This is a genomic window from Neobacillus sp. C211 (genome assembly GCF_051842875.1).
Lineage (GTDB): Bacteria > Bacillota > Bacilli > Bacillales > Cytobacillaceae > Neobacillus.
Genome location: NZ_JBPXRO010000046.1, coordinates 1 through 23,747, shown reverse-complemented (window position 1 = coordinate 23,747; position 23,747 = coordinate 1). Strand labels below are relative to the sequence as shown.

Sequence of the window (23,747 nt, the reverse complement as noted above, 5' to 3'; positions counted from 1 at the left end):
ACCCGGTGTTCTAACCTTAGGAACCCGGGTTATTCTTCAATTAAAACCAAATTAATGTAAATATGTTAAAATAAAACTCTGATAATTCGTTCCATGAAAGTGAAGTGAAAAAGATGCAACTATCATTAACAGTAAGAGGCCCTGGTGTTGAAGCGGTTTCTTACCTAATAGCTAAAAATCCGAATAATCTATATGAGCGTGGAGAGAAAGGGTTGACTGTCCGTCTGGTCTACCCGACTTTTTCAAGCGAGGAAGTACAGTTTTTAATCTATGTCAAAACGGATCCAATTGAACTAGTGAAAAACTCACCTGATTCTTTTGATATTACCCATTACATAAATGACCGCGAGTTTGCGGCAAGCAGTATTTTTGTTTCCTCGATTCGTAAAGCGCTGGGAACTGCACTGAATGGGAAACCAGCAGAGGAATATGCTTCATGGGTCGAGCATTCCTTTGAAATGGAATTAACCTTTGGACCGACTGCTACTGATTTAAGCATTAGGGAACTTGAAGCGTTATTTGCTCCAATGGGTTACACCATCAAGATGGAATACGGGGAAAGTTTTATTCGCGAAAAAAGCTCTGCCCGATTTATTACCCTGTTAGGGAAACAAACGCTCCAGAATGCACTTAAACATATTTCGATTTTAATTCCCGTTATTGATAACTATAAGCATTATTTTATTGACGAAAGAGAATTGGAAAAGTTGGACCGCTACGGGGAAGGATGGTTAGAGGAGCATCCACAAAAGGCGCTGATTTTAAAACGTTCGTTACGGTTTCAAAAGGTGATTTCTCAGTCAAGATTCTATGAAAAAGAGACGAAAATCAATGAGAATCATGAACCTCCGAGAATCCGTTTAAATGACCTTCGTTACGAAGCGATTATTAAATATATTGAGGCCCTGCAAAAAAAAGCCACCATTGTTGACTTTGGTGCTGGTGAAGGGAAGTTATCTGTTCAGCTGGGATTTATTAAAGGGGTGCAAGAGATACTTTCTGTTGAACCATCGAATAAAGTTCGGTTAAAGGCATTGGAACGATTCGACTATGCAAAGGCGAAACGTGGATTTGTAGAACCCAAGTCCTTGGCAGGATCGTTATTTTATTATGATGTACGGTTGAGTAACAAGGATGTCATGGTTTTATGTGAAGTGATTGAACATATTGATGAATACCGGTTAACAAGGGTATTCGAGACGATTTTTAAAGACTATCGACCAGAAGTGTTGATCGTGACCACGCCTAACCAAGAATACAATGTTGTCTATGATATGAATGAGGGAATGAGACACCACGATCATCGCTTTGAATGGACAAGGGCACAGCTTCACCAAAAGATGGAAGCTTTGACAAAAATCTATCCATACCAAGTAAGTTATAAAGGCATTGGTGAAGAAAACCAACTATACGGGCATCCTACTCAAATGGTTATTTTCAGAAGGGAGGAGGGATGATGGCGAAAATTAATTTGCCTCATGCGGGTATCGTCTTACTTGTAGGCCCGTCCAATTCAGGTAAAACGACTTTAATAAATCAATTAATGCAAGAACAACAGATTTATGCATCGGAAGTAGTAAGTTCCGATCAGTTCCGTGTTTTAGTTAGCGATGTTGAATTTATTGATTGGAATCGGCGACCTAAATATGAAGCAGATGCTCTTTTTAATGAATACCAAAAAATTTCAAAAGAAGCTTTTGAAGCGATGGATTATATCATTGCCAAACGTTGCCGCCTCAATAAATTAACATTTATCGATGCTACTCATTTACGTGATTACGAACGTGAAAAATACCTGCAAATGGCTAAGAGGTATCATGTTCCGGCCATTGCAATCGTGCTGAATTTGGCAGAAACTGAATTACTCAGACGTGACTTAGAGAGGGATTTCCCAAGAGGTAAAAACCGTATCAAGCAGCAATACCAACATTTCAAGAAGACGCTTCGCTCCATTAAAAAGGAGGGCTTTCGGCGATGCTACATATTCGGTGATGAAGAATTGCAAGTCTTAAATGTGAACCGACTTGGTAATCCATTACTAATTGATGTTGGCAATGGCATTGATTTTATTGGGGATATTCACGGTTGCTTTGAAGAGTTTAGCGAAATCCTGTCAAAGCTTGGTTATATAGAAAATGAAGAGGGTTATTTTATCCATCCAGAAGGGCGGAAAATCCTTTCCCTTGGGGATGTGATGAGTAGGGGACCTCGTTCGATCGATACGCTGCAATTTTTTCAAAAGCATGTAGCAGCAGGACTTGCCTATATGATTGACAGTAATCATGGTTGGAAAATCGCCCGCTGGCTTGAGGGTAAGAATGTTACGCTTGCTCATGGTGATGAAAATGTAAAGGCTGAATTTGATGAGTATGAAGGTAAATTTGGTAAGGATGAGGCCGATCGTTTAAAGGAACAAATAAGAGACATGCTGTTAGAGGCTAAATCACATTACATTATCCAGAAAAATGGAGTCAACGTCGCTGTTGCAGTCCATGCAGGAATCAAAGACCATTATATCGGCAAACAATCGCCGCGCATTTCCGATTTCTGTCGGTACGGAGACTCGGATGGCCTTGACGAAAACGGCAAACCCGTCCGAAAAGATTGGTCAATTGCTCATCAGTCCAGCGAACTTATTCTCTGGGGGCATGATCCTAGGACGCAGCCATTATTGGTTAATAGCACCCTCAATATTGACCAAGGAGTCGTTTTTGGTGGCAACCTAACGGCATATTGTTTTCCGGAAAGGAAATTTGTTTCTGTCAAAGCGAAAGCCGATTATGCAAATCTGCCGGACAATCCATTAAAGGTATTGGAAAGTAAAAGGCTGGCACCGCCCAATATCGCAAAATTTTTAGAAGGATATTCGGTATTAACGGGACTATATGGGGAGATTGCAATTTATGCGGATAGTACGAAATCAGCACTGGATGACCTTTCCCATTACACATTGCCGCTTGAGGAGATTGTCTATCTTCCTCCTACGATGAGCCCGACACCGAAACCATCGAGTTTAGCAGGATACTTAGAGCATCCGATTGAAGCATTTGAATACTATCAGGCGAATGGCGTTGACACGATGGTTGTCGAGAAAAAGCATATGGGCAGCCGCGGCATTTTGTTTCTTTTTAAAAATAAAGAAACCGCTAAAGAGTATATTGGCAGGGAAACATTAGGATTGATATACACGCGGACTGGCCGGGCCTTTTTCAAAAAAGAACTGGAAGAACAAATATTACAAGTATTAAATATTGACTTGAGTGGTTATTTTGAAAAATACAACACTGATTTTGTCCTGATGGACGCAGAGATCCTTCCGTGGAATCTAAAAGCAAAAGAATTAATTATGAATCAATATGCTCATGTTGGTGAGATGGCATTGCTTGATCGCAGTAAATTAAAGGAACAGCTGGAGAAAGCGGCCGAAAACGGCAGGGATGTATTAGGATGGCTCGAAGAAACGGCTGAGAAGATTCAAAATGCCCAGGTGTTTAACGAAGTGTATCAAAAGTATTGCTGGGAAACGGAAGGTTTAGCAGGCATTCAAATTGCCCCTTTTCATACACTTGCCCACAGCAATGAAACGTTTTTCGATAAACCTCACACGTGGCATATGGAGAAAAATAAAGAATTTAGCGTCCTAACAGATTTGTTCGTGGAAACAGAATATCGAATAGTTAACGATGAAGACTCTATGAAATCGGCCATCGAATGGTGGGAAGAAATGACGGAGGATGGACATGAAGGCTTTGTCGTGAAACCCGAGTCTTATGTGGCTCGTCATAAAGGCAAGCTTTTACAGCCTGCCATTAAAGTAAGAGGCCGAAAGTATCTTCATATTATCTACGGCATCGACTATTTACAACCAGAAAATCTTTCCCGTCTTAAGCGGCGAAATGCAGGTAAGAAACAACGAAATGCCCTAAAAGAATTTGCTTTAGGTGTGGAAGCGGTAAATCGTTTTGTTAGAAAAGAGTCACTGGAGCGCTACCATGAATGTGTGTTAGGTGTTCTGGCGCTTGAATCGGATCCGATTGACCCGCGACTATAGGAATAGGGAAACGAACTTGTCAGCCGGCAAGTTCGTTTTTCTATGTGTAATAATTTATCATCATTTGCCCATATGATAGTAATGAAGGAGTGTGAGAAAATGGCTGTTCATGTTGTAATTGCAGGTGAAAATTTGTGGGCGATATCCACTAGGTATGGGGTTTCAATTCAAACGATTGTAGAGCTAAATGGGTTACCTTCAGCAAGTTCCATCGTCCCGGGTCTTGCACTTTATCTTCCGGATATCTTGCCTCCACTCCGCTACTATCAAATTAAAGCAGGCGATCACATCTGGCAGCTGGCTCAACAATTTAGGGTCAATCCTTCGGTTATTCTCGCTGCAAATCCAGGGATTAATCCCAACCTACTCGTAATTGGCCAAATCATAAATGTTCCCACTCCAATAAGATTATCTCTCGTAACACTAGGGTTTTTAGTGCCATCATCTGAGAGTGCAAACCTTGCCACAATTAATAGTTTAGCTAACCGATTAACCTATTTAGCGATTGTCGCTTATTCGTTCACAGAGGAAGGCTATGCGTTTAATGTGAGCGAGGATGCAGCCCTGGTTGCGAGAAGTAATCAATTGAAGATCATCCCATTATTGATGGTCCGAAATCTTGCCGGAAATGATTTCAGCGCGGAGTTGGCAGGGCGTGTCCTGGAAAATCCAGCCTATCGGGGAAATTTGGTAGCGAGCTTGGTCAACTTAACCAGGCAAAGAGGGTTCGGTGGCGTCAGTATCGATTTTGAATTTATTCCACCGGCAAGACGAAATGATTTCAATTTATTTTTAACAGAATTAAAGCGCAGCTTAGACGGGCTTATTTTACAAGTAAATGTTCACGCCAAAACAGCTGATATTCCAACGAATCGAATCATTGGTGCTTATGATTATGCGTCGATTGGCAATGTGGCTGATATCGTGGCGGTGATGACCATGGATTATGGCTACCCGGGGGGGCCGCCCGATCCGATTGCCCCGATTCCGTGGCTGGAGCAAGTGATTCAATACTCGGTGACACAAATTAATTCTCGTAAACTGCAAATCGCCGTGGCGTTATATGGGTATGACAAGGTTGTTGGTACGAATGCAACCCAAGCCTTTTCGGTACTTGCTGCTCAAAATAAAGCGATATCACTGCCTGAGAACATCGAGTTTGATAACACAGCTAGGGCACCTTGGTTTCGCTACTGGCAGGGTAGTGAGGAGCATGTGGTATGGTTTGAAGATATTAGGAGTTTTATAGAAAAGTATAGGTTAATTGATAGGTATCAATTAGCTGGGACGACTTTTTGGCAAATTAGCTTGCCGGCACCCCAAAATTGGGCTTATCTTAGTAAAAATATCCATGTGGTGAAGAGAATCGTATAAAATTACACTTTATTCTTGACAGTGTTGCGGGTGAATTTTGTCTTTGTGCCATTTTGAAGGGGGTTTGTGCCATTTTGGGATAGTTTTGTGTCATTTTGGGATAGTTTTGTGTCATTTTCACCAGTTTTTGTGACATTTTCAATGGGTTTTGTACATTTAGACAAAAATTGTAAAATTTGTGGTTGTCAAATAAAAAAACCATCGATGATATTATTTGTTATTTTCGGACAAACTCTTAGAAAAAAGGAAAGGCTGGAACCAAAGCTTGATTAACAGACTTAAATATTACACCCTCATCTTCATTACGGTGCTCGCAGCATTCGTTCCTTCTATAAAAGCATCCGCCATGGAAAATATGGCTCAGCAGATAAATCACCTAATAAATAACGAACCTGAGTTAAAAGGAGCAATTGCCGGCATAAGCATTCGTACCGCTGAGGACGGAAAAATCATCTATGCCCACCAAGGTGACGTCCGCTTAAGACCTGCTTCCAATATGAAACTATTAACAGCTGCAGCCGCTCTTACTATCCTCGGAGAAGACCACACCTTCACGACGGAGATCCATACGGATGGCTTAGTGAAAAAGAAAACACTCCATGGGAATCTGTATTTAAAGGGGAAGGGTGACCCAACCCTATTGAAATCTGATTTTGATAAAATGGCTGAGGACATTCAAAAGCGAGGCATCAAAAAGATAAAAGGGAATCTTGTTGGAGACGATTCCTGGTATGATAATGTCCGCTATTCGCTCGACCTGCCTTGGAGCGACGAAACAACCCATTACGGCGCACAGATTTCCGCACTCACCGCCTCACCGACCAGAGACTTTGATGCCGGATCGGTCAAGGTACTCGTGCAGCCCGGAATAAAAAAAGGTGACAAGCCGATCGTGAAAATAACCCCGAAGACAAATTATCTAAAAATAAACAACCACGCGGTAACCGTTCCGGAGGATGGTAAAAAGGATATCACCATCGAACGGGAACATTCGAGGAACATCATAACAATCGAAGGAACCATCCCAACAAAGGCAAAAACAGAAAAGGAATGGATTGGTGTCTGGGAACCCACTCGATATGCCGTGTCCCTTTTGCACCAATCCTTAACAGAACACGGGATACAGGTGCCAGGAAAACTAAAAACAGGATTGGTGCCTGACACCGCAAGAATTTTAACGACACATCAATCGATGGCGTTATCTGAGCTGCTGGTTCCGTTTATGAAACTGAGCAATAACGTCCATGCTGAAATATTAATTAAGGAAATGGGCCGGGTCGTAAAAGGGGAAGGAAGCTGGGAAAAGGGACTAAGCGTTTTAAAAAATGAGATTACAAAATACGGGGTTAACCCCAACACATTGGTGCTAAGAGATGGTTCGGGCGTTTCCCATGTCGACCTGATACCAGCCAACCAGCTGACGCAGCTGTTATTTGCCGTCCGAAAGGAAAAGTGGTTTCCTAGTTATCTTCACTCATTACCTGTCGCCGGTGAAAGTGAAAAGATGGTCGGCGGAACTTTAAGAAATCGGATGAAGGATTCTTTGGTTCGAGGAAAAGTTTACGCAAAAACAGGGACCATTTCAACGGTGAGTTCAATATCAGGCTACGTGAAAACAAAAAGTGGACAAACCTTAATTTTTTCAATCCTTCTAAATAACTTAATGGAAGATTCAAAAGGAAAAAAGGTGGAGGATAAGCTGATTACTATTTTAGCCAATCAATAACCTCGACTCAAATAGATAGATGGAACTTAACAAGCGTAAATAATTTCTTGAAAATTTAAAGTATTGATTTTACTATTATTATAATGAATAAATAATAAAAAAGAGCTTTACCATGGGATTCAAATCGATTACACGGTTGAGTAATCATAAAGTTCTCCTGCTTTGGAGAACTTTTATTTTTGGAAAAAAAACAAGCATACCGCTTAGGCATGCTCGTTGTATTCGGCTTATTTTGCTTAAAATTCAAACTCGCTTAATTGGTCCATATGAGAGGCAATCATCGCAATTATGGTGGTTGCTTCTTCTTTACTAAAAATGAAATGGGACTCATCCTTGATTAATTCATCGTCCGTCGTCCAAATCCGATTAACGCGCTTGAGAACACCGTCTCCAGTAGCTTGCACCAATCCAAATTGATAGGTTACTTCGACTTCGTCTTCATGTTTGAAGGCCGTTACTTCAGGGGTGGACCAATCAACATCAATTTCCTCAAAGATGTCGTCACTGTTGACTTGTTCGGCTTCGTAATATTCTTCATCCTCATCATCTTCCACATAAACAGTTTCGACCTCATCATCATCATCAAAGACCTCGCTGGTCTGAAGATAGACCCCATCATCTGTATAGTGATCATCGCCGTTCATGTAATCATGAAGACTGGCGTGAACTTCCTCGATAAGGTCTTCTATGTCTGAAAGGATGACCTTCGCCGTATGTCCGCTGTCAACATCGAATGTATCGATGTAAAATTCTTCGTTTTGCGGATCAAAGAACAGTGAGCAAAAATAATCACGCTCCAGTTCTTCGGTATCAACATCTGCGGTATCGACATAAAACTCAATCCTTGGATGTTTGGCAGCTCTTTCAACTGTCATTTGGCCAACCTGATCGTATTCTTCACAAATAGATTCCAGGTGTTCTTGCAGTTCTCCACAAACTCTGTCAAACCATTCTAACGACATCAAACATCCCATCCTTTCAAAGTTAATCGAGGTTATTATTACCAACTTTGAAAAAAATATGTTTTTTCAATTATATTGAAGGAATAACAAATATGAAACTAGAACAGAGTGAATAGGTAGATAAATATTATTTTTCTTTTAGAAAGTTGGAGGTTCCCATGCAAGCCTTAATAAGCGAACTTAACCAAATCTGCAGTAAATTTCCTTATAAAGAAAAAGTCGTGATCGTTGATTCTCATTCAATTGGGGAACAAATCAATGAGGCATTTGTTAAGGAAGGACATCAAGCAATTAATCTTAAGTATAAAACAGTAATCGACCTTGCCCAAACTCTTGTTGACTTGAATTCAGAGCAACCGCAAAATAGCTTAGATCATACGGTTGGAGTTCATTTTACCTACAATCTCCTTAAAGAGTTGAAGAACCAAGATAAGCTCCGATACTTTGCAGGAATGGAAATTACGCCAGCCTTTAGTCATGCCATTTTTACAACCATCCAAACATTACATTTAGCTGGCTATACAAAGGACACGTTGAAAAAGAATGCATTTATCAATCCAGACAAAGCGGAGGATTTTTATGAGATCCTTGCTGAATATGAAAATAAGTTAATTTCTGAGCAATTTACCGACAAGGCCGGATTGTTAAATAAGGCACTTGAAACGGCTCAGATCAATGAAAAAGTAGTATTTATTTTACAATCAGGTCTAACCCTATCGCATTTAGAAGACCAATTCCTGAGAAAGATTATCCCTGAGACAGTCTATAAACTGCCGCTTGCACCCGTTTTGGGGGTCAATACTCCTGAGCGGTCAAGCCTTAGTTCCATTCATGGGGGCCCCCCGACTCCGCTTAGCTATCTCTATCAACAGGAAGAAACTAGGGGTGAGCCAAACTTAGTAGTCTTTACTGCTAAAACAGAAGAAATGGAAGTGAAACAAATCCTAGAGAAGATTAAGGTCGCAAAATCTCCTCTAGATAAGAATGTTGTTTATTATACAGATGCTGATGCATACATAACTCAATTTTATCACTTGTCACAAAAGATGGACCTCCCGATGACCTTTGGCGAAGGACTTCCGGTTTCTTTCAGCCGCCCTGGACGTTTAGTTTCAGGGCTTGTAGGGTGGATTCAGTCAAATTATAGTGTCCCAGCTTTTCTGGACATGTTCAATGAGGGCTTGCTTGAACTGGGTAAAAAAGTTCCTTTCATTGAGAGTGGATTTGTTGGACTTGATGAAGTGGTGGTTTCAAAATCAAAAATTTCCAGAGTGCTCAGGGATCTTCAAATTGGCTGGTCTCAAGAACGGTATTTAAAACTTCTTTCTAAGGAATTTGGTCGATTAAGTTTGAAGTGCGTCGATCATGAAGAGGACCCTTATTATGAAAATCCTGCAAAAGAGATGTTATGGATTTGGTTGAGTTTTGAAGAAATTTTTAAGAAGCTTCCACCATTAGAGCCAACTATGAACTATAAAAAATGTTTAACCGGAATCGCCTATGTACTCAAAAATAATTGTAAAACAAATTCAGCTTTTGATGAGATCGCAAAATCCACCTTATTGGAAGAAATCCAAAAACTGCTCCCTTATGCGGATGAAAAGTTACCTAGTTATGATGTCTTTGAAAAGATAAAGGACCTATTGCTTTCTGTCCGTATAAATCAATCGCGGCCAAAACCAGGTCACCTCCATGTTTCAACTTTTAAGAGTGGAATATACAATAGTCGACCAAATGTATTTTTCGTTGGACTTGATAACAAGAAGTTTCCTGGTAACGTAAGTGAAGATCCGCTCTTGCTCGATGCAGAGAGGATTCAGTTAGGGAACGGCCTGCGATTACTTCGTGAAAAGGGTCAAGAGAACTTGTATACGCTGCTACAAGTTTTGGCAAATTCAAATGGTCATGTCACGGTCAGTTACTGCCATTTCGATATGAACGAAAACCGTGTCGTTAACCCGGCATTTGTTGTCTTGCAATGCTACCGCTTAATCACAGGCAATATAGATGCCGAATTTAAATCGTTAAAGTCACTGCCGTCATCAATCATCGCTACTGATATTTTTGAAGATAAAGACTACTGGAATGAAAAATTAACAAATGATAGTTCACATCAGCTAAATGAAGGGATTCTAACCCATTTTAATAATGTTAAACAGGGAATCGCTGCCGAAACCGCACGAAATACCGGGAATTTCTCTGAATATGATGGACTGGTTCAAATTGATGACGCGCAATATGACCCAAGTCTCAATCAGGAGAAAACGCTGAGTGCGGGCAAGCTCGAAACAATTGCAAAATGTCCGTATTCCTATTTTTTGAGAGAAGTGTTAAAAGTTAGGCCTGTCGATGACTTTTCGTTTGACGCAAACAAATGGATGGATGCGGCTACCCGTGGAAGCTTGCTGCATAGTATTTTTGAAAACTTTTATAAAAAAATACAGCAAGATCATGCCAAGCCTTCTTACGAGAAACATTTGGAGCTGATTATATCAATTGCTCAAAACTTAATGGAACAGCAAAAGGAAGTTCTCCCGCCTCCAAATGAAAGAGTCTATCAACGTGAGAGGAGTGACATCTTAGCTTGCTGTGAGATATTTCTAAAAGAGGAAATGCTTCATAGCGAAAATTACGAACCGCTTTATTTCGAATATTCCTTTGGGATGGGTGAAAAGGAACCAGCGATTATTACTCTTCCATCAGGAGAAGTAAAAATTTCAGGGATTATTGACCGTGTGGACCAATCCAAGGAAGGTAAATATCACATTATCGATTATAAAACGGGGAGCACGTACGGTTATGCGAAAAATGCAGCCTTCAAAGGCGGTCGACAGCTTCAGCACATGATTTATGCTTTGGCCATCGAACAGCATTTAAACCTTGGTGAGGGTGCAGTCGAGGAGAGCTCCTATTATTTTCCGACCCCAAAGGGATTGGCACAGAGGTTTACGAGGAAGCAGGACCGTACACTCAGAACAAATGGTATAGAAATTTTGGAAAAACTGATTGATACGGTCACGCATGGTCATTTTGAAATGACTGATGATGTGAATGATTGCAAATTCTGTGAATATAAGCTTGTTTGCCGCCGCCATTTTTATAATAAAGAAAGCCTTGAAATGAAGCAGTCGAATCAAAAGTTAAAGGGGGTTAGAGCATATGACTAAGGAAATTCTCGATCAAGCGGCCCGGGATAAAATTAAATCACAACTTAAGAGGAATTTTTTAGTTGAAGCTGGTGCTGGTTCTGGTAAAACGACGAGCTTAGTCGATCGTATGGTCAACCTCATTTGTACCGGGACAGCAGAAATTCAGGAAATTGTTGCGATCACTTTTACACGAAAGGCCGCTGATGAGTTAAAGGTTCGTTTTCAAGCAAAATTAGAGGAAGCGTGGAAAAAAGAAATGGACCTTGATATCGAGTTTCGTTTAGGTGAGGCATTGCAAAATATTGAGCGCTGCTTTTTAGGAACGGTCCATGCCTATTGTGCCAAACTGCTCCGAGAGCGTCCGATTGAAGCAAATTTAGATTTAACCTTTAAAGAGCTTGAAGAGTCGGATGATTTAGATATTTTAGAAGAAGCGTGGCAACTTCATTTACAAAATTTAATCAATGAAGAACCGCATCACTTTGAACTCATTGGAGAATTAGGGATATCCGTTGACAACCTGTTTCCCTGGTTAAAGAGGCTAAAGGAATATTCCGATGTGGAATGGGTGACGGGAAGTGTTCCGAAACCAGTATTGCAGCCAGAATACCAATCATTTATGCTCTTAATTAAAGAAGCAAAACGATGCGTTCCTGAGGAGGAACCACCGAAGGGGTATGATAGTTTACAAAAAGCAATTTTAACGGCTGTCCAAAAGGAAAAATTCATCAATCCTTCGAAGGAAAAGGACATCATTAGTATTTTTGAATTATTTGATAAGAACTTAAAGCCAACCTATAATCGCTGGACAGCCAAGGAAGATGCAAAATTTTATGAAGAGAAAATTACAGCAGTGTTTGAAGTATCCATCAAACCGCTTATACAAGCTTGGAAAGAATATTGTCATCCCATTATTATCGAATTTTTACAAGAGGCTGTCCGAACCTACGAGCAAATGAAGAAAGAGAGATCACTACTAAATTTTCAAGATTTAATGATCCATACATCAAAATTGCTTAAAGGTAATCCAGAAGTTCGTGCCTATTTCCAAGCGAAATATCGCTATTTACTCGTCGATGAGTTTCAGGATACTGACCCGATTCAGGCGGAGATCATGTTTTATTTAACGAGTGATGACATTAATGAAAAAATCTGGACAAAATGCAAACCGAAAGCAGGCTCACTCTTCGTTGTTGGTGATCCCAAACAAGCTATTTACCGTTTTCGACGCGCCGATATTGATACATACAATCGTGTCAAACAGTTAATCGAGGAGCATGGAGGAGAAGTGCTGCAGCTGACGACAAATTTTCGGACACTTGACACTGTTACTAAGAAATTAAATAAAGTGTTTGAAAAGCATTTACCTGAAGTGGAATCCGATTACCAAGCTGCCTACCACCCATTAATAGCCTTTCATGAGGACAAAGGCGAGGGTTTTACAGGTGTGAAGCGTTTATCCGTTCCTGCCGATTATAAAAAGAAGGAAGAAGTCATATTAATCGATGCTGAGAACATCGCACTGACCATTCAAAATCTCATCGAGCAAGGCCATAATGCCAAGGATTTCATGGTACTGACCAGGTATACCGCTGGCGTTGCTTCCTATGAGAAAACGATTGAGGACATGGGGATTCCTGTTAGTATCAGTGGTGAAGTTATCCTTGGTGAAACAAGAGAGTTCCAAGATTTATGGATCCTGTTAAAATCATTCTTGGACCCAACCGATGAAGTTGGCTTCGTTGCTGTGTTACGGGGGATTTTCTGCGGTATCAGTGATCAAGAACTTTATCAATGGAAACAAGCTGGTGGAAGATTTTCCATTTACGCCCAAATACCGGCTGAAATTCCGAAAGTGCTAAAAGATAAATTTGAAATAACATGGGATAAATTACAGCGATGTCAAAAGCTAATTCGGACGCTGTCGCCAACAGCTGCAATTGAAAAAATCATCGAAGAGGTCGGTTTCTATCCATTACTTTTGAAAAATGGCCGGAATAAACGAACGTATAAGAGTCTGCTTCAAATGCTAGAAGCTCTCCGTAAACAGGAGACGACTGGTAATACAACATATAAACAAGTAATCGAAGCACTGACCGAGCTGATTTTTGAAAAAACAGTGGTTGCAAACCTTGAAGAAGACGCAGATGCGGTTCGGATTATGAATATTCATAAAGCAAAAGGACTAGAGGCACCAATTGTCTTTTTGGCACATCCAGTCAAGTCAGTCAGTCCTGAATCCTTTTTATCACAGCATATTAAACGTGAGGACTATACCTCTAAAGGGTACTTTACTTTTACAGTGAAGAATGGCTTTGCGGAAAAAGAAATTGCGATTCCACTTGAATGGGAGACACATAAGACAGAAGAGTTAATGTACCTTACCGAAGAAGAACAGCGGATTATTTATGTCGCGGCAACTCGTGCCGAAAAAGCACTAATCATCAGTTCTCACACTGGTAATAAGAAAAACCCTTGGAATATCCTTTTTGAAATGGAAAACATCGAGGAAATGGAAGTACCTGAAATAGAAGTGTTTGAAATTAACATAAAGCCAAAGGAGCTTACCTTATCCGAATTTAAGGCGAAAACCGTGAGTAAAAACGCCTGGCTTGACCAAAGTAAAATGAAAACTTTTGAACATTGGTCGCCAACAAAAGACAAAGATTATTCAGAGTTAATCACGATTGAACGAGAATCGGGTGGTGGAAAAGATTGGGGAACGCTGATTCATGATGTCTTTGAAAAAGCTGTTCAGGGCCATGAACTTTCTAATTATATAAAGGTTGCCTTAAACAAATTTAAGCTTCCTATCGAAAGAGAGGAAGAAGTAAAGTCTTATCTGCAAAACTTGCGAAAATCACTCCTTTGGGATGAGTTAGTGACAGCGGAAGAAGTACTGACAGAAGTTCCCTTTACTTTAAAAGTTGAAAAGGGCCATACTCTTTATTCGTTAATCACTAAAAATCCTGAAGATATCCAGCCCTTCTACGTCAAAGGAACGATTGATCTTATCTACAAAAAAAATAGCTCATGGAACATCGTTGATTATAAAACAGACCGAGCAAAACAGGTCGAAGACTACGAAAAGCTCCAAGCATTCTATAACAGCCAATTATCCTTTTATAAACAGGCTTGGGAGGAATTAACCAAAGAATCCGTGAACAAAGAATTACTTTACTTCATTGAACCAAACCAATTAAGGGCACTTTAGGAAAAAAAGAAAATTCCACAGGTTTCAAGCATGTGGAATTTTCTTTAGCTACCTAGATATTAACTAGGTTATTTAACAAGAACTTTGGTATTTTTAAATTCTTCTTCAGCTACTTTTTTGACTCGCTCGCAAAATTGAACAACTATTTTATCACTGGCAAAAAGTAAAAATAACTTGAGAAATGCCTTTAAAGGTCGGTTTGTGCAGGTGTATTTAAAAAGAGTTTTCTGCTCATCGATTGCCGTTAATTCATACAAAGCGGTGATTTCAAACATCTTGGCCAGCGTAAAGCCCACTTTTAATCTCCGTTTATCATGAATATTCACATATTCTAAGGTCTCAACATCATACTCCTCGATTCGTTTACCTTCCCTATATTTTTGACGGTAGATAGTGCCGATACCTTCATTAGTCACTTTTACAGGTTGATGATCAACGACTTGCGGCATAATTTTTTGCATATCCGCTAGTGAGCCATTTAACAATCCCCAAACCTGATCGATGGGAGCATTTATTTCAATTTCCTTCATCCATTCTTTCAACAATCATCACCTCGTGCTATTTTTTGAATAGTTTAATCAATATTCTTCATTTTACGAGAAAAATCCTTTACTTTACACTGGGTTAATTTTACTTTCTTTGCAATTAAATTCAACCAATTTTCATGAGCAACTATGAATAGATTTCTCTGACCTTGTGTTACTATAAAGTTTAATCGAAGAAAACGAGGTATCTATATGAAAATTGAAGTTTGGTCAGATTATGTATGTCCGTTTTGTTATATTGGGAAACGCCGATTAGAAGTGGCGTTAGATCAATTTCCACATAGGGATCAGGTAGAAGTTGAATTCAAAAGCTTTGAACTTGACCCAAATTCTCCAAAAAATATTGGTCAGAACATCCATGAAGTATTAGCAAAAAAATATGGAATGAGTGTTGAAAAAGCGAAGGAAGCAAATCAAGGGGTGGGGCAGCAGGCAGCCACTGTTGGGTTGAAATTTAATTTTGATGAGATGAAGCCAACAAATACGTTTGATGCTCATCGATTGGCTAAATTTGCAAAAACACAAGGGAAGGAAGCCGCCGTCTCAGAAATGCTGCTGCATGCCTACTTTACAGAGTCGAAGCATATTGGAGATATTGAAACATTGACAGACCTAGCTGAAGCGGCAGGATTAAATCGCCAGGAAGTATTGCAAGTCCTTAATGATAAGGAAGCCTATGCAACTGATGTTCGTCAAGATGAATCCCTTGCACAGCAGTATGGTGTTCGCGGTGTTCCATACTTTGTTATTAATCAAAAATATGCCATTTCTGGTGCACAACCGACGGAAACTTTCATGGGGGCACTACAAAAAGTTTGGGAGGAAGAGTCTCCAACACCAGTGCTGAAGGATCTTTCCACCGAAGACGATGTTAGCTGTGCAGATGGCAGCTGTGCCATCCCTGAAAAAAAGTAGATGTTGACCATAACAAAAGATGGGGAAGGAAACTAAGTTTCCATCCCCTCTTGTTTTTAAACCTATTAGCGTCTGCGGACTCGTAAATTCCACATATTTCCATCTTTCCAACATCTATTTATTCGAGTATTGCTACGTGAGTTGTACCGCCACCCTGACCATTTACAGCATCTTGAAGTTCTTCTCCTTGAAGTATTTCTTCTGGATGTATTTCTCCTTGAAGTATTTCTCCTTGAAGTATTTCTTCTTGAAGTATTTCTTCTGGATGTATTGCGGTTTCCGGATGTAATACGTCTAGAGGTGTTCCGGCGTGATGTCATCCGACGCCCGGATGTTCTTCTGCGTGTGGTACCACGATTTTGACCTGGGTCACGGAACATAAAGTCTCCGAAACCACCGCGTCTTACTTCATCTGCAGCTCTTTGAATATCTTCAGCTGAAAAATCACTCATATTATTTTTGCACCTCCTTTAAGCTTGAAAAGGGAGTACGAAACTATTTGTCCAATATACTCACTCTTCTCTTATCAAAATACGTATCGTCAGAAGCAATGGAATGAGCCAAAAGCCTAAAATAAGAAAAAATGCTAATCAAACGTGACCAGCATCCATTTTCCTTCATACCAATAAAGGAAGGAGGAATTAAAAAATGGACGAGGCTGCAAAAATACCGGAATACAAGCTTTTTATTAGGCCGAATGACCTTCGGGAACTCAGAAGAGACATTTGGATTGATGAACCGATTCCTGCTCAGTTAACGATTGAAGGGAAAAGACTCGAGATTGATGTGGCCTATCGAGGATCACATATCCGCGATTTTCCGAAAAAATCATATCAGGTTTCCTTCTATAAACCCAAAAAATTCAGAGGTTCAAATCATATTCATTTAAACGCAGAATATAAGGATCCTTCATTGATCCGAAATAAGCTGTCGTTTGATTTCTTTGCGGAGCTTGGGGTTTTATCACCACTATCGCGCCATATCTTTTTAATCCAAAATGGAAAAGCAGAAGGGGTCTATTTGGAAATCGAATCAGTAGATGAAAATTTTTTGAAAAGAAGAAACCTTTCAAACGGAAGCATTTTTTATGCGGTCGATGGTGATGCAAACTTTTCGCTGATGAGCGATTTAGATAAGGAGACCAAAAAATCACTGGAGTTAGGGTATGAAAGAAAGGTAGGTAGTCCTGAAGATAACTATTTCTTAAAGGAATTAATATTTAATATCAATACGATTGCGAATAATGAATTCGAGAAGGAAATTCAAAAATTTGTAGATATTGAAAAATATCTCCGCTGGATGGCTGGAATAATTTTTACTTCAAATTATGATGGTTTCGTTCATAACTATGCGCTTTACAGGAATGGTGAAACGCGCCTTTTTGAAATCATTCCTTGGGATTATGATGCGACATGGGGCAGGGATGTTAATGGAAAGATTATGGAGCCCGATTATGTACCGATTGATGGGTTTAATACATTAACCGCCCGTATATTAAATGTAGATACCTTTCGAAAACAATATCGAATGCTACTTGAAGAAATGATGAAACAGCAATTTACTGTAGAAAGTATGATTCCGAAGGTGGAAAAAATGGCTCAATCGATTCGTCCATTTGTCAAACAGGATCCATATAAAAAACACGATATAAATATATTTGACCATGAATTATCGGTAATAACGAAGTATATTGAGGAAAGAAGAAAGTACTTATATAGGAAGTTAGCAATACTAGATTAAAAAAACCACCCGAATTCGGATGGTCTAAAGGCTTAGATAATAGTTTCATGAATTAAATTTCTATGACTGATCTCAGTTAGTAATAAATGAATAAAGTCAGTGCAAAGTTCTAGACGGATGGCTTCGTGGTAGGCATCAATGAAAACTAATCGCTATGGGAAGATAAGGAGTGTGGGAAGGAATGCTACGGAAGGTAATTATGGTTACAGATAATGAAGAAAGTGTGAAAAATGCGGTAAGAGAAATCTTAAAAGCCAAAAATAAAGGTCATGAATATGCGCTTGATTTAACAAGAATTAAAGATAGGGAACGAAAAACAGCGATTATGAAAAGGTTGACGAGGTTTTAATCAACTAATTTAGTAGAAACATAAAATTGTAAACCGGTACCTATTGAAGAGTTTTTAAAAAAATTAATCAAGCAAATTTGAACATATGCGAAATGCATACGTTTTTTTGCTTTTTATGAAAGCGATAGAATCAGGTGTCCAAGTCGAAACAAACGAATATCACTTAAAATCAGCCCATTTTTTCATTTTATTCAGATTGTCCATATCCACTTTGACTAAATTCCATATAATTACAAGAAAACTATTTTTATCTGGAATTGAGGTGCTTAAGTGAGTAAAAATGTGCTTGTGATTGCCGCTCACCCTGATGATGAAATTCTTGGGAGCGGCGGAACGATAAAGAAGTTAATTAATCTTGGCTATAAGGTAATTTCAGTTATTGCTGCAAAAGGACGGAAGGAAGAGGAAGATCGCATTCGGCCATTAATGCTGGAGGCAAACAGACACTTAGGAGTGGAAGAGGTGCTATTTTTGGAATTCCCCAATTTATTATTGGAAACCATACCTCTTCATGAAATCAACAAAACTATCGAAGGACTTTTGGATAAGTATGCGCCTACAAAGATTTTCACGCATCATTATGGTGACACCAACAGAGACCATCAAATTTTGTTTCAGGCAGTGTTAACAGCAGCTCGGCCGTTGCCAGGAAAAGAGCCGGTTGAAATTATTTGTTTCGAAACTGTTTCTTCCAGTGAGTGGAGCCAGCACACGAATGATAAAGAATTTAAACCTAATTATTTTGTGGATATTACAGATACCATCGACGATAAGCTCAAATCTCTTCACCATTATGATGTAGAAATGAGACCATTCCCACATCCTCGTTCCTATGATGGAGTAGAATATTTAGCTAGGGTAAGAGGAATGACCGTGGGGGTAGAATATGCTGAAGCATTTGAAATCATAAGGAGGGTGTGGAAGTGAAAGATGAACTACAAAATGACCAACCATTTCTGCCGACCCTTTTTCCTTACTTAATCTTTGCTATGGACCAATATTATGGGGTAAATGAGACTTATGAAGTAGAAAATGTATTAGAATGGGAGCAATTCGAATGGGAGCAATTCGAATCAGCAGAAATTCAAAACAAAAAAATGAAGATATTAATCACAACGTTTTGGGAATATCCATTTATCGGTGGTCTACAGAACTATATCACTGCACTTAAAACCGGCTTGGAAAATTTAGGACATAGTGTCCATGTTATTGCACCAAACCATTTTCCTGCCGATGAAATGAATGCATTACGCGATAGTTGTTCAGAGAAATTCTCACATTTTTTTATCAATCGGTATGGCAGCTGTAATCCAAAAATACTACACAATATCAGCAAACTATACAGTTATTATTTGATGCTAGAAGATATTGATCTGTCGCAATACGATATTATTCACGCACAAGATCGCTATACTGCTAATGTAATAGGATTACTTAACCAATCCCATCAAAAACCTCTTCTATTCACTCCGCATGGATTTATGACCCAAAACAGATTAAAGTTTAACTTGATGGAAAAAGGTTCGGTTGAGGAAATCTATTTTTCAGCCATTGATAAACAAGCAATTAAAAATGCCAACCAATTAATCATCCTTTGTGATGTCTTTCGCCCGTTCCTAATAAATATAGGCGCTGAAGAAGATAAAATGACCACTGTATATACTGGGATTGATTTAGAGGAATGGAATATTCAGAAGAAAGTTAAGAATAGCCAAAGCAAAACTGTAATTACCTGTATCTCACGTCTTCGGCCCCGCAAAGGACATAAGTATTTATTTAAAGCTCTTGCCTTGATTAAAGACAAGTTGAAAAATGTAGAAGTACGGATTGTAGGCGATGGTGAGATGAGAATGAAGCTCGAAAAGAAGGTTAGTGAGTTGAAATTAAAAAACGTATCCTTTTTAGGAAGCAGAGAAGACGTACCTAAATTATTAAGCGAATCAGACATTTTTGTTCTTCCAACTACAAGCGATACGCTGCCCATCTCAATAATCGAGGCAATGTTTACCAATCAAGCAATTCTAACGACCAATTGTGGCGGCATTCCGGAAATCATTAAGGATAACTATTCAGGATTTATAGTTGAACCAGCTAACCCACAACAACTTGCCGAAAAGTTATTGCTCCTATTACGAAAAAAATCAATTAGAAAAGAATTCGCGGACAATGCTCAGGCATTTGCACAACAACATTTAACCGTTAGTACCATGGTTCAAAAGATTGAAGGCATTTATCGATCATTATTATGAAAGGAGGAAAAAAGTATGCAACATGATGTTCCTGCCGTTGTCCTTGATCTAAGTGCGACTGGAATTGGTATTGTGAGGAGTTTAGCGAAAAAAGGGATTAAGGTATATGCGTTTGATACGAGAGGGAAATATGAAATCGGTAAAACACGGTTTGCCACCTGTGGAATTTGCCCAAATCCAGTTAGTGAAGGAGCTGCATTAATTCTATTTCTTACCAGATTAGCCCAAAAGTTTGGCCAAAAGGCTGTCCTGTATGCGGGGTCTGATGACTTTGTACAGTTTATTTCAAAAAACAGATTTGTTCTTTCACACTATTATCGATTTCTATTACCTAAACACACACTAGTTGAAGCTGTATTAGATAAAAGATTAACGTATGAATTGGCCCTGAAATCAAATGTGCCATGCCCCAAAACCTTCGCAATAAATAACGAAGAGCAGTTTGAGCAAATCATCCATCAAATTACCTTTCCTTGTATTTTAAAACCAGTTCATTCTTCTCATTTCCGCTCAAATATTGATCATCGTCTTTATAAGAAAGCCATTGTAGTAGAACAAGCTTCCCAATTGAGAGAAGAGTACCTTTTTTATCGGCCATTCGGTGAACTAATGATCCAGGAGGTCATCCCTGGTGAGGAGAATTGTATTTATTCCGTCAAGACATTTTTTGACGATCAGATGAATTTGATTGGCTTGTGGATGAACCAAAAATTACATCAATTTCCCCCTCATTTTGGATCTACTGCACTTGCCCTAAGTATTAGGGACGAAGAAGTCATTCAACTCGCTACTACCTTTCTAAAAGATATTCAGTTCAAAGGCTTGGCGATTGCTGAGTTTAAACGGGATCCAAGAGATGGGAAACTGAAATTTATCGAAATCAATTCAAGAATAGGTTTAACTCAAGCGTTATCAATGGCTTGTGGGGTAAATTTGGCCTACTTGTATTATTTATCCCTTACCGGGCAAAATCCAGCACCAGTGACAGTGCAGAAAGAAGGGGTTAAATGGGTTTACTTTGTCCGTGATTTTCTTTCCTTTCGCCAAAAACAAAAAAATGGGGAAATGAAGTTCGTGGAATGGGTGAAAAGTTTATCTGGAAAAAAGGTGGAGGCTCTTTTTGCTTGGAGTGACCCTCTTCCGTTTGTTCGAAGTTTTGTTTCCCATTTACGAAACTTATGGGGGAGAAAATAAGTGATGGCAGAGGAAGGAGGGAACTTAGGTTTTGAATAGTATAGAAAAAATTATTAGATGTTGGAAGCAATTTGATTGGGAAGAAAAGCTAAAAAATGTCCTTGGTAAAAAAGTAAAGTTAGTGGAAGAAAGAATAGAATGCCTCAAAAATACACGGGAAAAGACAAGTATTTGGAAGTTGGTTCTAACTGATGGTCGGGAGTTCATTCCCATAGTCCTTAAAATCTACAAGCAACCACTGAAAGAAAATCATAGATTAGAAATCAGTATGTATCAAAAAGCCTATAACATTTATCATGAGTTTATGCCGCGATTATATTGGCTTGAACCGAATGTAAATGGTAATGAAACATGGATGTTCACCGAATGTTTGAAGCCGTTACGAGGACAAATAAAATTAGCTCCAAAACATTTGGAACGAATTATCCCAACTGTGGCAAAATTTCATGCCATAACCTTTGATCATCGATTTTTGCAGCATGCGGATCTTTTTGACGCCTCTCTTCCCCATTTTGATTCTGAAGAGAAGGTAAAGGAGAGGACTAAGGGTATCAAAAAAGCAAAAGAGAATCTGGATTTGGCAATGAAAGATCCTAACTTAAGAGAATTGGTGGCACCAAGGTATAAAATGATCAAAAAAATATTAAAAAAAGGGCCTGTGTACTTTCCTGAAATTACGGAATCTGGACAATGTCTCATCCACGGTGACCTCCATGTCCACAATATTTGCTGTGAAAATGCCAATGATGAGGAGGAGAATTGGAAAGTCTCTTTGATTGATTGGGAGTCTGCGAAACAGTATCCATGCTGGTATGATTTGGTCGTCCTAGTCGAATTATTAATTGATTTTCGCTCAGATTGGCAACAGCGGGAAGAAGAGATTCGAAGTCAATGTGTGCAGCTGTATTGCGAAGAAATGCAGAAATATGGAATAACCTTCAGTGATGATCCATTGAAACTTCTGAAAAAGGCATATTTACAGAGAACTCTAGAAAAAAAGCTTTCTAGTCATTTGCAAAAGGTGTTGAATGGAGGAAAGAGCACACTTTTAAAAAGATATCTAGAGAAAATAGAAGTATGGGGAAAAGAACTCGGATTATATTAGAGCAGTTCCCAAGATTTAAATACAACAAAGGGATTTGAAATCGAAATAGAAGGAGATTAGAAATGAAAGATTTTGAAAAAATAGTAGCCAAGAATAAAGGCACTGTAACCATTCAAGATCTGAGCGGTTACACAATGATAGGGAAGGGGGCTGATGGATCCATCTTTAAATTGACACCTGAGAAGTGCGTCAAAGTTTTTGTTAATGAAGACACACAAAAAAAGGAATTAATTGCCCTGCAAATTGGACAATCCTCTCCTATTATTCCTAAATTATATGAATATGGTTCTAACTATATTGTGATGGAGTTTGTAAAAGGATACAATCTTAAGCATTTATTAAAAAAAGAGAAAAAACTCTCAGAGGCAATCGTGGGGAAAATTTTATTGATGCTGGATGAAATGAAAGCTGTGGGTTTTACAAGACTTGATATTGAAGTTCGCCACATTTTTTTCAATGAACTAGGGGAAATAAAAGTAATCGACCTCAAGAGGGCATTTTATACTGACAGGGCTGTTCCTACCAAATTGTTATCTGGATTAAAAAAACTTGGTTATTCAGAAGAGTTTTTGCAACATGTGAACAAGCTTAACCCATCCAAATATAAGGAATGGAAAAACCTAGGGATTGAATAAAGTGGCACTTGAAAAGGTTTGGTAGAGGTCCCAAGAAGGCGGTGGTTAAATGATCCACTGCCTTTTTATTTTGATTATCTATTGATGGATCAACTAAGGAACTATAATCAATTCCTTCTATTATTTCAGCTAGAATTATATTTAATTATTTTTGGCAAAATGGAAAACATTACACATTGAACCCTATTGTCTACCATGATATGATAGTAGTCGTTGACAGCAAAAACGAGTGGTTAATAAATACTACTTGCGGTGCTGTTAATTGAAGTTGAAATGGAAAAAACTTTACATTGAACTTATAGTAACTTACATGTTATTATAGGAAAGTTCTCTTCGGACGAGTTAAACATTGAGTGTTAAAAATTAGTGTTGACTTAAATAGAGAAATAATAGTATAATAGTTTTTGTCGCTTCATTGGAAAGTGAATTTGTTCTTTGAAAACTAAACAAACAAAATCGTGCAAACAAACAAAATTTTTAGTTTCAACTAAGAAACTAAGCCAACGTAACAAAATGAGCTAATCAACTTTCTTGGAGAG

At 38.9% G+C, this 23,747-nt stretch carries 18 protein-coding genes; 14 read left to right on the top strand and 4 right to left on the bottom strand.

Annotated elements, in window-relative coordinates; genetic code table 11:
* Window positions 1-113: 113 nt before the first annotated feature.
* The 4 genes from ACSU6B_RS26875 (at window position 114) to dacB (ending at window position 7,151) form a co-directional block, all read left to right on the top strand.
* The gene (locus ACSU6B_RS26875; RefSeq protein ID WP_410889455.1) at window positions 114-1,457 is read left to right on the top strand and encodes a methyltransferase domain-containing protein; all 1,344 of its coding nucleotides are present in this window, start codon (window positions 114-116) and stop codon (window positions 1,455-1,457) included.
* Window positions 1,457-4,051: a polynucleotide kinase-phosphatase gene (locus ACSU6B_RS26870; RefSeq protein WP_410889459.1), complete on the top strand. Its 2,595-nt coding sequence runs from the start codon at window positions 1,457-1,459 to the stop codon at window positions 4,049-4,051. The genes ACSU6B_RS26875 and ACSU6B_RS26870 overlap by 1 nt, the downstream gene beginning before the upstream one ends.
* A gap of 99 nt (window positions 4,052-4,150) precedes the next feature.
* Window positions 4,151-5,425, top strand: a complete 1,275-nt coding sequence (locus ACSU6B_RS26865) for a LysM peptidoglycan-binding domain-containing protein (RefSeq protein WP_410889454.1) — start codon at window positions 4,151-4,153, stop codon at window positions 5,423-5,425.
* Between the two features lie 265 nt (window positions 5,426-5,690).
* Window positions 5,691-7,151 carry a D-alanyl-D-alanine carboxypeptidase/D-alanyl-D-alanine endopeptidase gene (dacB, locus tag ACSU6B_RS26860; protein WP_410889453.1) on the top strand — a complete coding sequence of 487 codons (1,461 nt, stop codon included), beginning with the start codon at window positions 5,691-5,693 and terminating at the stop codon, window positions 7,149-7,151.
* Between the two features lie 236 nt (window positions 7,152-7,387).
* Here the strand turns inward: dacB and ACSU6B_RS26855 are convergent, their stop codons facing one another.
* On the bottom strand, window positions 7,388-8,113 hold the full coding sequence (locus ACSU6B_RS26855) for a hypothetical protein (protein ID WP_214999232.1): 726 nt from the start codon (window positions 8,111-8,113) through the stop codon (window positions 7,388-7,390).
* A 158-nt stretch (window positions 8,114-8,271) separates the two neighbouring features.
* Here ACSU6B_RS26855 and ACSU6B_RS26850 point away from each other — a divergent pair, with 158 nt between their 5' ends.
* Window positions 8,272-11,280 carry a PD-(D/E)XK nuclease family protein gene (locus tag ACSU6B_RS26850; RefSeq protein WP_410889452.1) on the top strand — a complete coding sequence of 1,003 codons (3,009 nt, stop codon included), beginning with the start codon at window positions 8,272-8,274 and terminating at the stop codon, window positions 11,278-11,280.
* Window positions 11,273-14,476, top strand: a complete 3,204-nt coding sequence (locus tag ACSU6B_RS26845) for a UvrD-helicase domain-containing protein (RefSeq protein WP_410889451.1) — start codon at window positions 11,273-11,275, stop codon at window positions 14,474-14,476. The genes ACSU6B_RS26850 and ACSU6B_RS26845 overlap by 8 nt, the downstream gene beginning before the upstream one ends.
* Window positions 14,477-14,544: 68 nt before the next feature.
* On the opposite strand, the gene ACSU6B_RS26840 is transcribed toward ACSU6B_RS26845, so the two are convergent.
* The gene (locus ACSU6B_RS26840) at window positions 14,545-15,021 is read right to left on the bottom strand and encodes an SRPBCC family protein (RefSeq protein WP_439277845.1); all 477 of its coding nucleotides are present in this window, start codon (window positions 15,019-15,021) and stop codon (window positions 14,545-14,547) included.
* A 192-nt stretch (window positions 15,022-15,213) separates the two neighbouring features.
* On the opposite strand from ACSU6B_RS26840, the gene ACSU6B_RS26835 reads away from it, so the two are divergent.
* A complete protein-coding gene (locus ACSU6B_RS26835) occupies window positions 15,214-15,936 on the top strand; it encodes a DsbA family oxidoreductase (RefSeq protein WP_410889449.1) in 723 nt (240 codons plus the stop codon).
* A gap of 65 nt (window positions 15,937-16,001) precedes the next feature.
* Here the strand turns inward: ACSU6B_RS26835 and ACSU6B_RS26830 are convergent, their stop codons facing one another.
* A complete protein-coding gene (locus ACSU6B_RS26830; protein ID WP_410889448.1) occupies window positions 16,002-16,388 on the bottom strand; it encodes a CotG/ExsB N-terminal domain-containing protein in 387 nt (128 codons plus the stop codon).
* A gap of 196 nt (window positions 16,389-16,584) precedes the next feature.
* Between ACSU6B_RS26830 and ACSU6B_RS26825 the strand changes: the two genes are divergently transcribed.
* Window positions 16,585-17,676, top strand: a complete 1,092-nt coding sequence (locus ACSU6B_RS26825) for a CotH kinase family protein (RefSeq protein ID WP_410889447.1) — start codon at window positions 16,585-16,587, stop codon at window positions 17,674-17,676.
* A gap of 32 nt (window positions 17,677-17,708) precedes the next feature.
* Here the strand turns inward: ACSU6B_RS26825 and sda are convergent, their stop codons facing one another.
* Window positions 17,709-17,816, bottom strand: coding sequence for a sporulation histidine kinase inhibitor Sda (sda, locus tag ACSU6B_RS26820; protein ID WP_410889458.1), 108 nt, complete (start codon window positions 17,814-17,816; stop codon window positions 17,709-17,711).
* Between the two features lie 41 nt (window positions 17,817-17,857).
* Here sda and ACSU6B_RS26815 point away from each other — a divergent pair, with 41 nt between their 5' ends.
* From ACSU6B_RS26815 to ACSU6B_RS26790, 6 genes are all read left to right on the top strand, one after another.
* Window positions 17,858-18,025: a hypothetical protein gene (locus ACSU6B_RS26815; protein ID WP_168244660.1), complete on the top strand. Its 168-nt coding sequence runs from the start codon at window positions 17,858-17,860 to the stop codon at window positions 18,023-18,025.
* Between the two features lie 270 nt (window positions 18,026-18,295).
* Window positions 18,296-18,952, top strand: a complete 657-nt coding sequence (locus ACSU6B_RS26810) for a PIG-L deacetylase family protein (RefSeq protein WP_410889446.1) — start codon at window positions 18,296-18,298, stop codon at window positions 18,950-18,952.
* The gene (locus ACSU6B_RS26805) at window positions 18,949-20,274 is read left to right on the top strand and encodes a glycosyltransferase family 4 protein (RefSeq protein ID WP_410889445.1); all 1,326 of its coding nucleotides are present in this window, start codon (window positions 18,949-18,951) and stop codon (window positions 20,272-20,274) included. Before ACSU6B_RS26810 ends, ACSU6B_RS26805 begins: the two co-directional genes overlap by 4 nt.
* A gap of 15 nt (window positions 20,275-20,289) precedes the next feature.
* Window positions 20,290-21,468 carry a carboxylate--amine ligase gene (locus ACSU6B_RS26800; RefSeq protein WP_214999216.1) on the top strand — a complete coding sequence of 393 codons (1,179 nt, stop codon included), beginning with the start codon at window positions 20,290-20,292 and terminating at the stop codon, window positions 21,466-21,468.
* Window positions 21,469-21,499: 31 nt separating this feature from the next.
* Complete coding sequence (locus tag ACSU6B_RS26795; protein WP_410889444.1) at window positions 21,500-22,573, top strand: phosphotransferase; 1,074 nt, start codon at window positions 21,500-21,502, stop codon at window positions 22,571-22,573.
* A 62-nt stretch (window positions 22,574-22,635) separates the two neighbouring features.
* A complete protein-coding gene (locus tag ACSU6B_RS26790; RefSeq protein WP_410889443.1) occupies window positions 22,636-23,208 on the top strand; it encodes a kinase in 573 nt (190 codons plus the stop codon).
* Window positions 23,209-23,747: the final 539 nt, after the last annotated feature.

What these genes read in the sequence shown, in the direction of transcription:
- ACSU6B_RS26875 (WP_410889455.1), top strand. Translation starts at nt 114, where the DNA reads ATGCAACTATCATTAACAGTAAGAGGCCCTGGTGTTGAAGCGGTTTCT.
- ACSU6B_RS26870 (WP_410889459.1), top strand. Translation starts at nt 1,457, where the DNA reads ATGGCGAAAATTAATTTGCCTCATGCGGGTATCGTCTTACTTGTAGGC.
- ACSU6B_RS26865 (WP_410889454.1), top strand. Translation starts at nt 4,151, where the DNA reads ATGGCTGTTCATGTTGTAATTGCAGGTGAAAATTTGTGGGCGATATCC.
- ACSU6B_RS26855 (WP_214999232.1), bottom strand. Translation starts at nt 8,113, where the DNA reads ATGTCGTTAGAATGGTTTGACAGAGTTTGTGGAGAACTGCAAGAACAC.
- ACSU6B_RS26850 (WP_410889452.1), top strand. Translation starts at nt 8,272, where the DNA reads ATGCAAGCCTTAATAAGCGAACTTAACCAAATCTGCAGTAAATTTCCT.
- ACSU6B_RS26845 (WP_410889451.1), top strand. Translation starts at nt 11,273, where the DNA reads ATGACTAAGGAAATTCTCGATCAAGCGGCCCGGGATAAAATTAAATCA.
- ACSU6B_RS26835 (WP_410889449.1), top strand. Translation starts at nt 15,214, where the DNA reads ATGAAAATTGAAGTTTGGTCAGATTATGTATGTCCGTTTTGTTATATT.
- ACSU6B_RS26830 (WP_410889448.1), bottom strand. Translation starts at nt 16,388, where the DNA reads ATGAGTGATTTTTCAGCTGAAGATATTCAAAGAGCTGCAGATGAAGTA.
- ACSU6B_RS26825 (WP_410889447.1), top strand. Translation starts at nt 16,585, where the DNA reads ATGGACGAGGCTGCAAAAATACCGGAATACAAGCTTTTTATTAGGCCG.
- ACSU6B_RS26815 (WP_168244660.1), top strand. Translation starts at nt 17,858, where the DNA reads ATGCTACGGAAGGTAATTATGGTTACAGATAATGAAGAAAGTGTGAAA.
- ACSU6B_RS26800 (WP_214999216.1), top strand. Translation starts at nt 20,290, where the DNA reads ATGCAACATGATGTTCCTGCCGTTGTCCTTGATCTAAGTGCGACTGGA.
- ACSU6B_RS26790 (WP_410889443.1), top strand. Translation starts at nt 22,636, where the DNA reads ATGAAAGATTTTGAAAAAATAGTAGCCAAGAATAAAGGCACTGTAACC.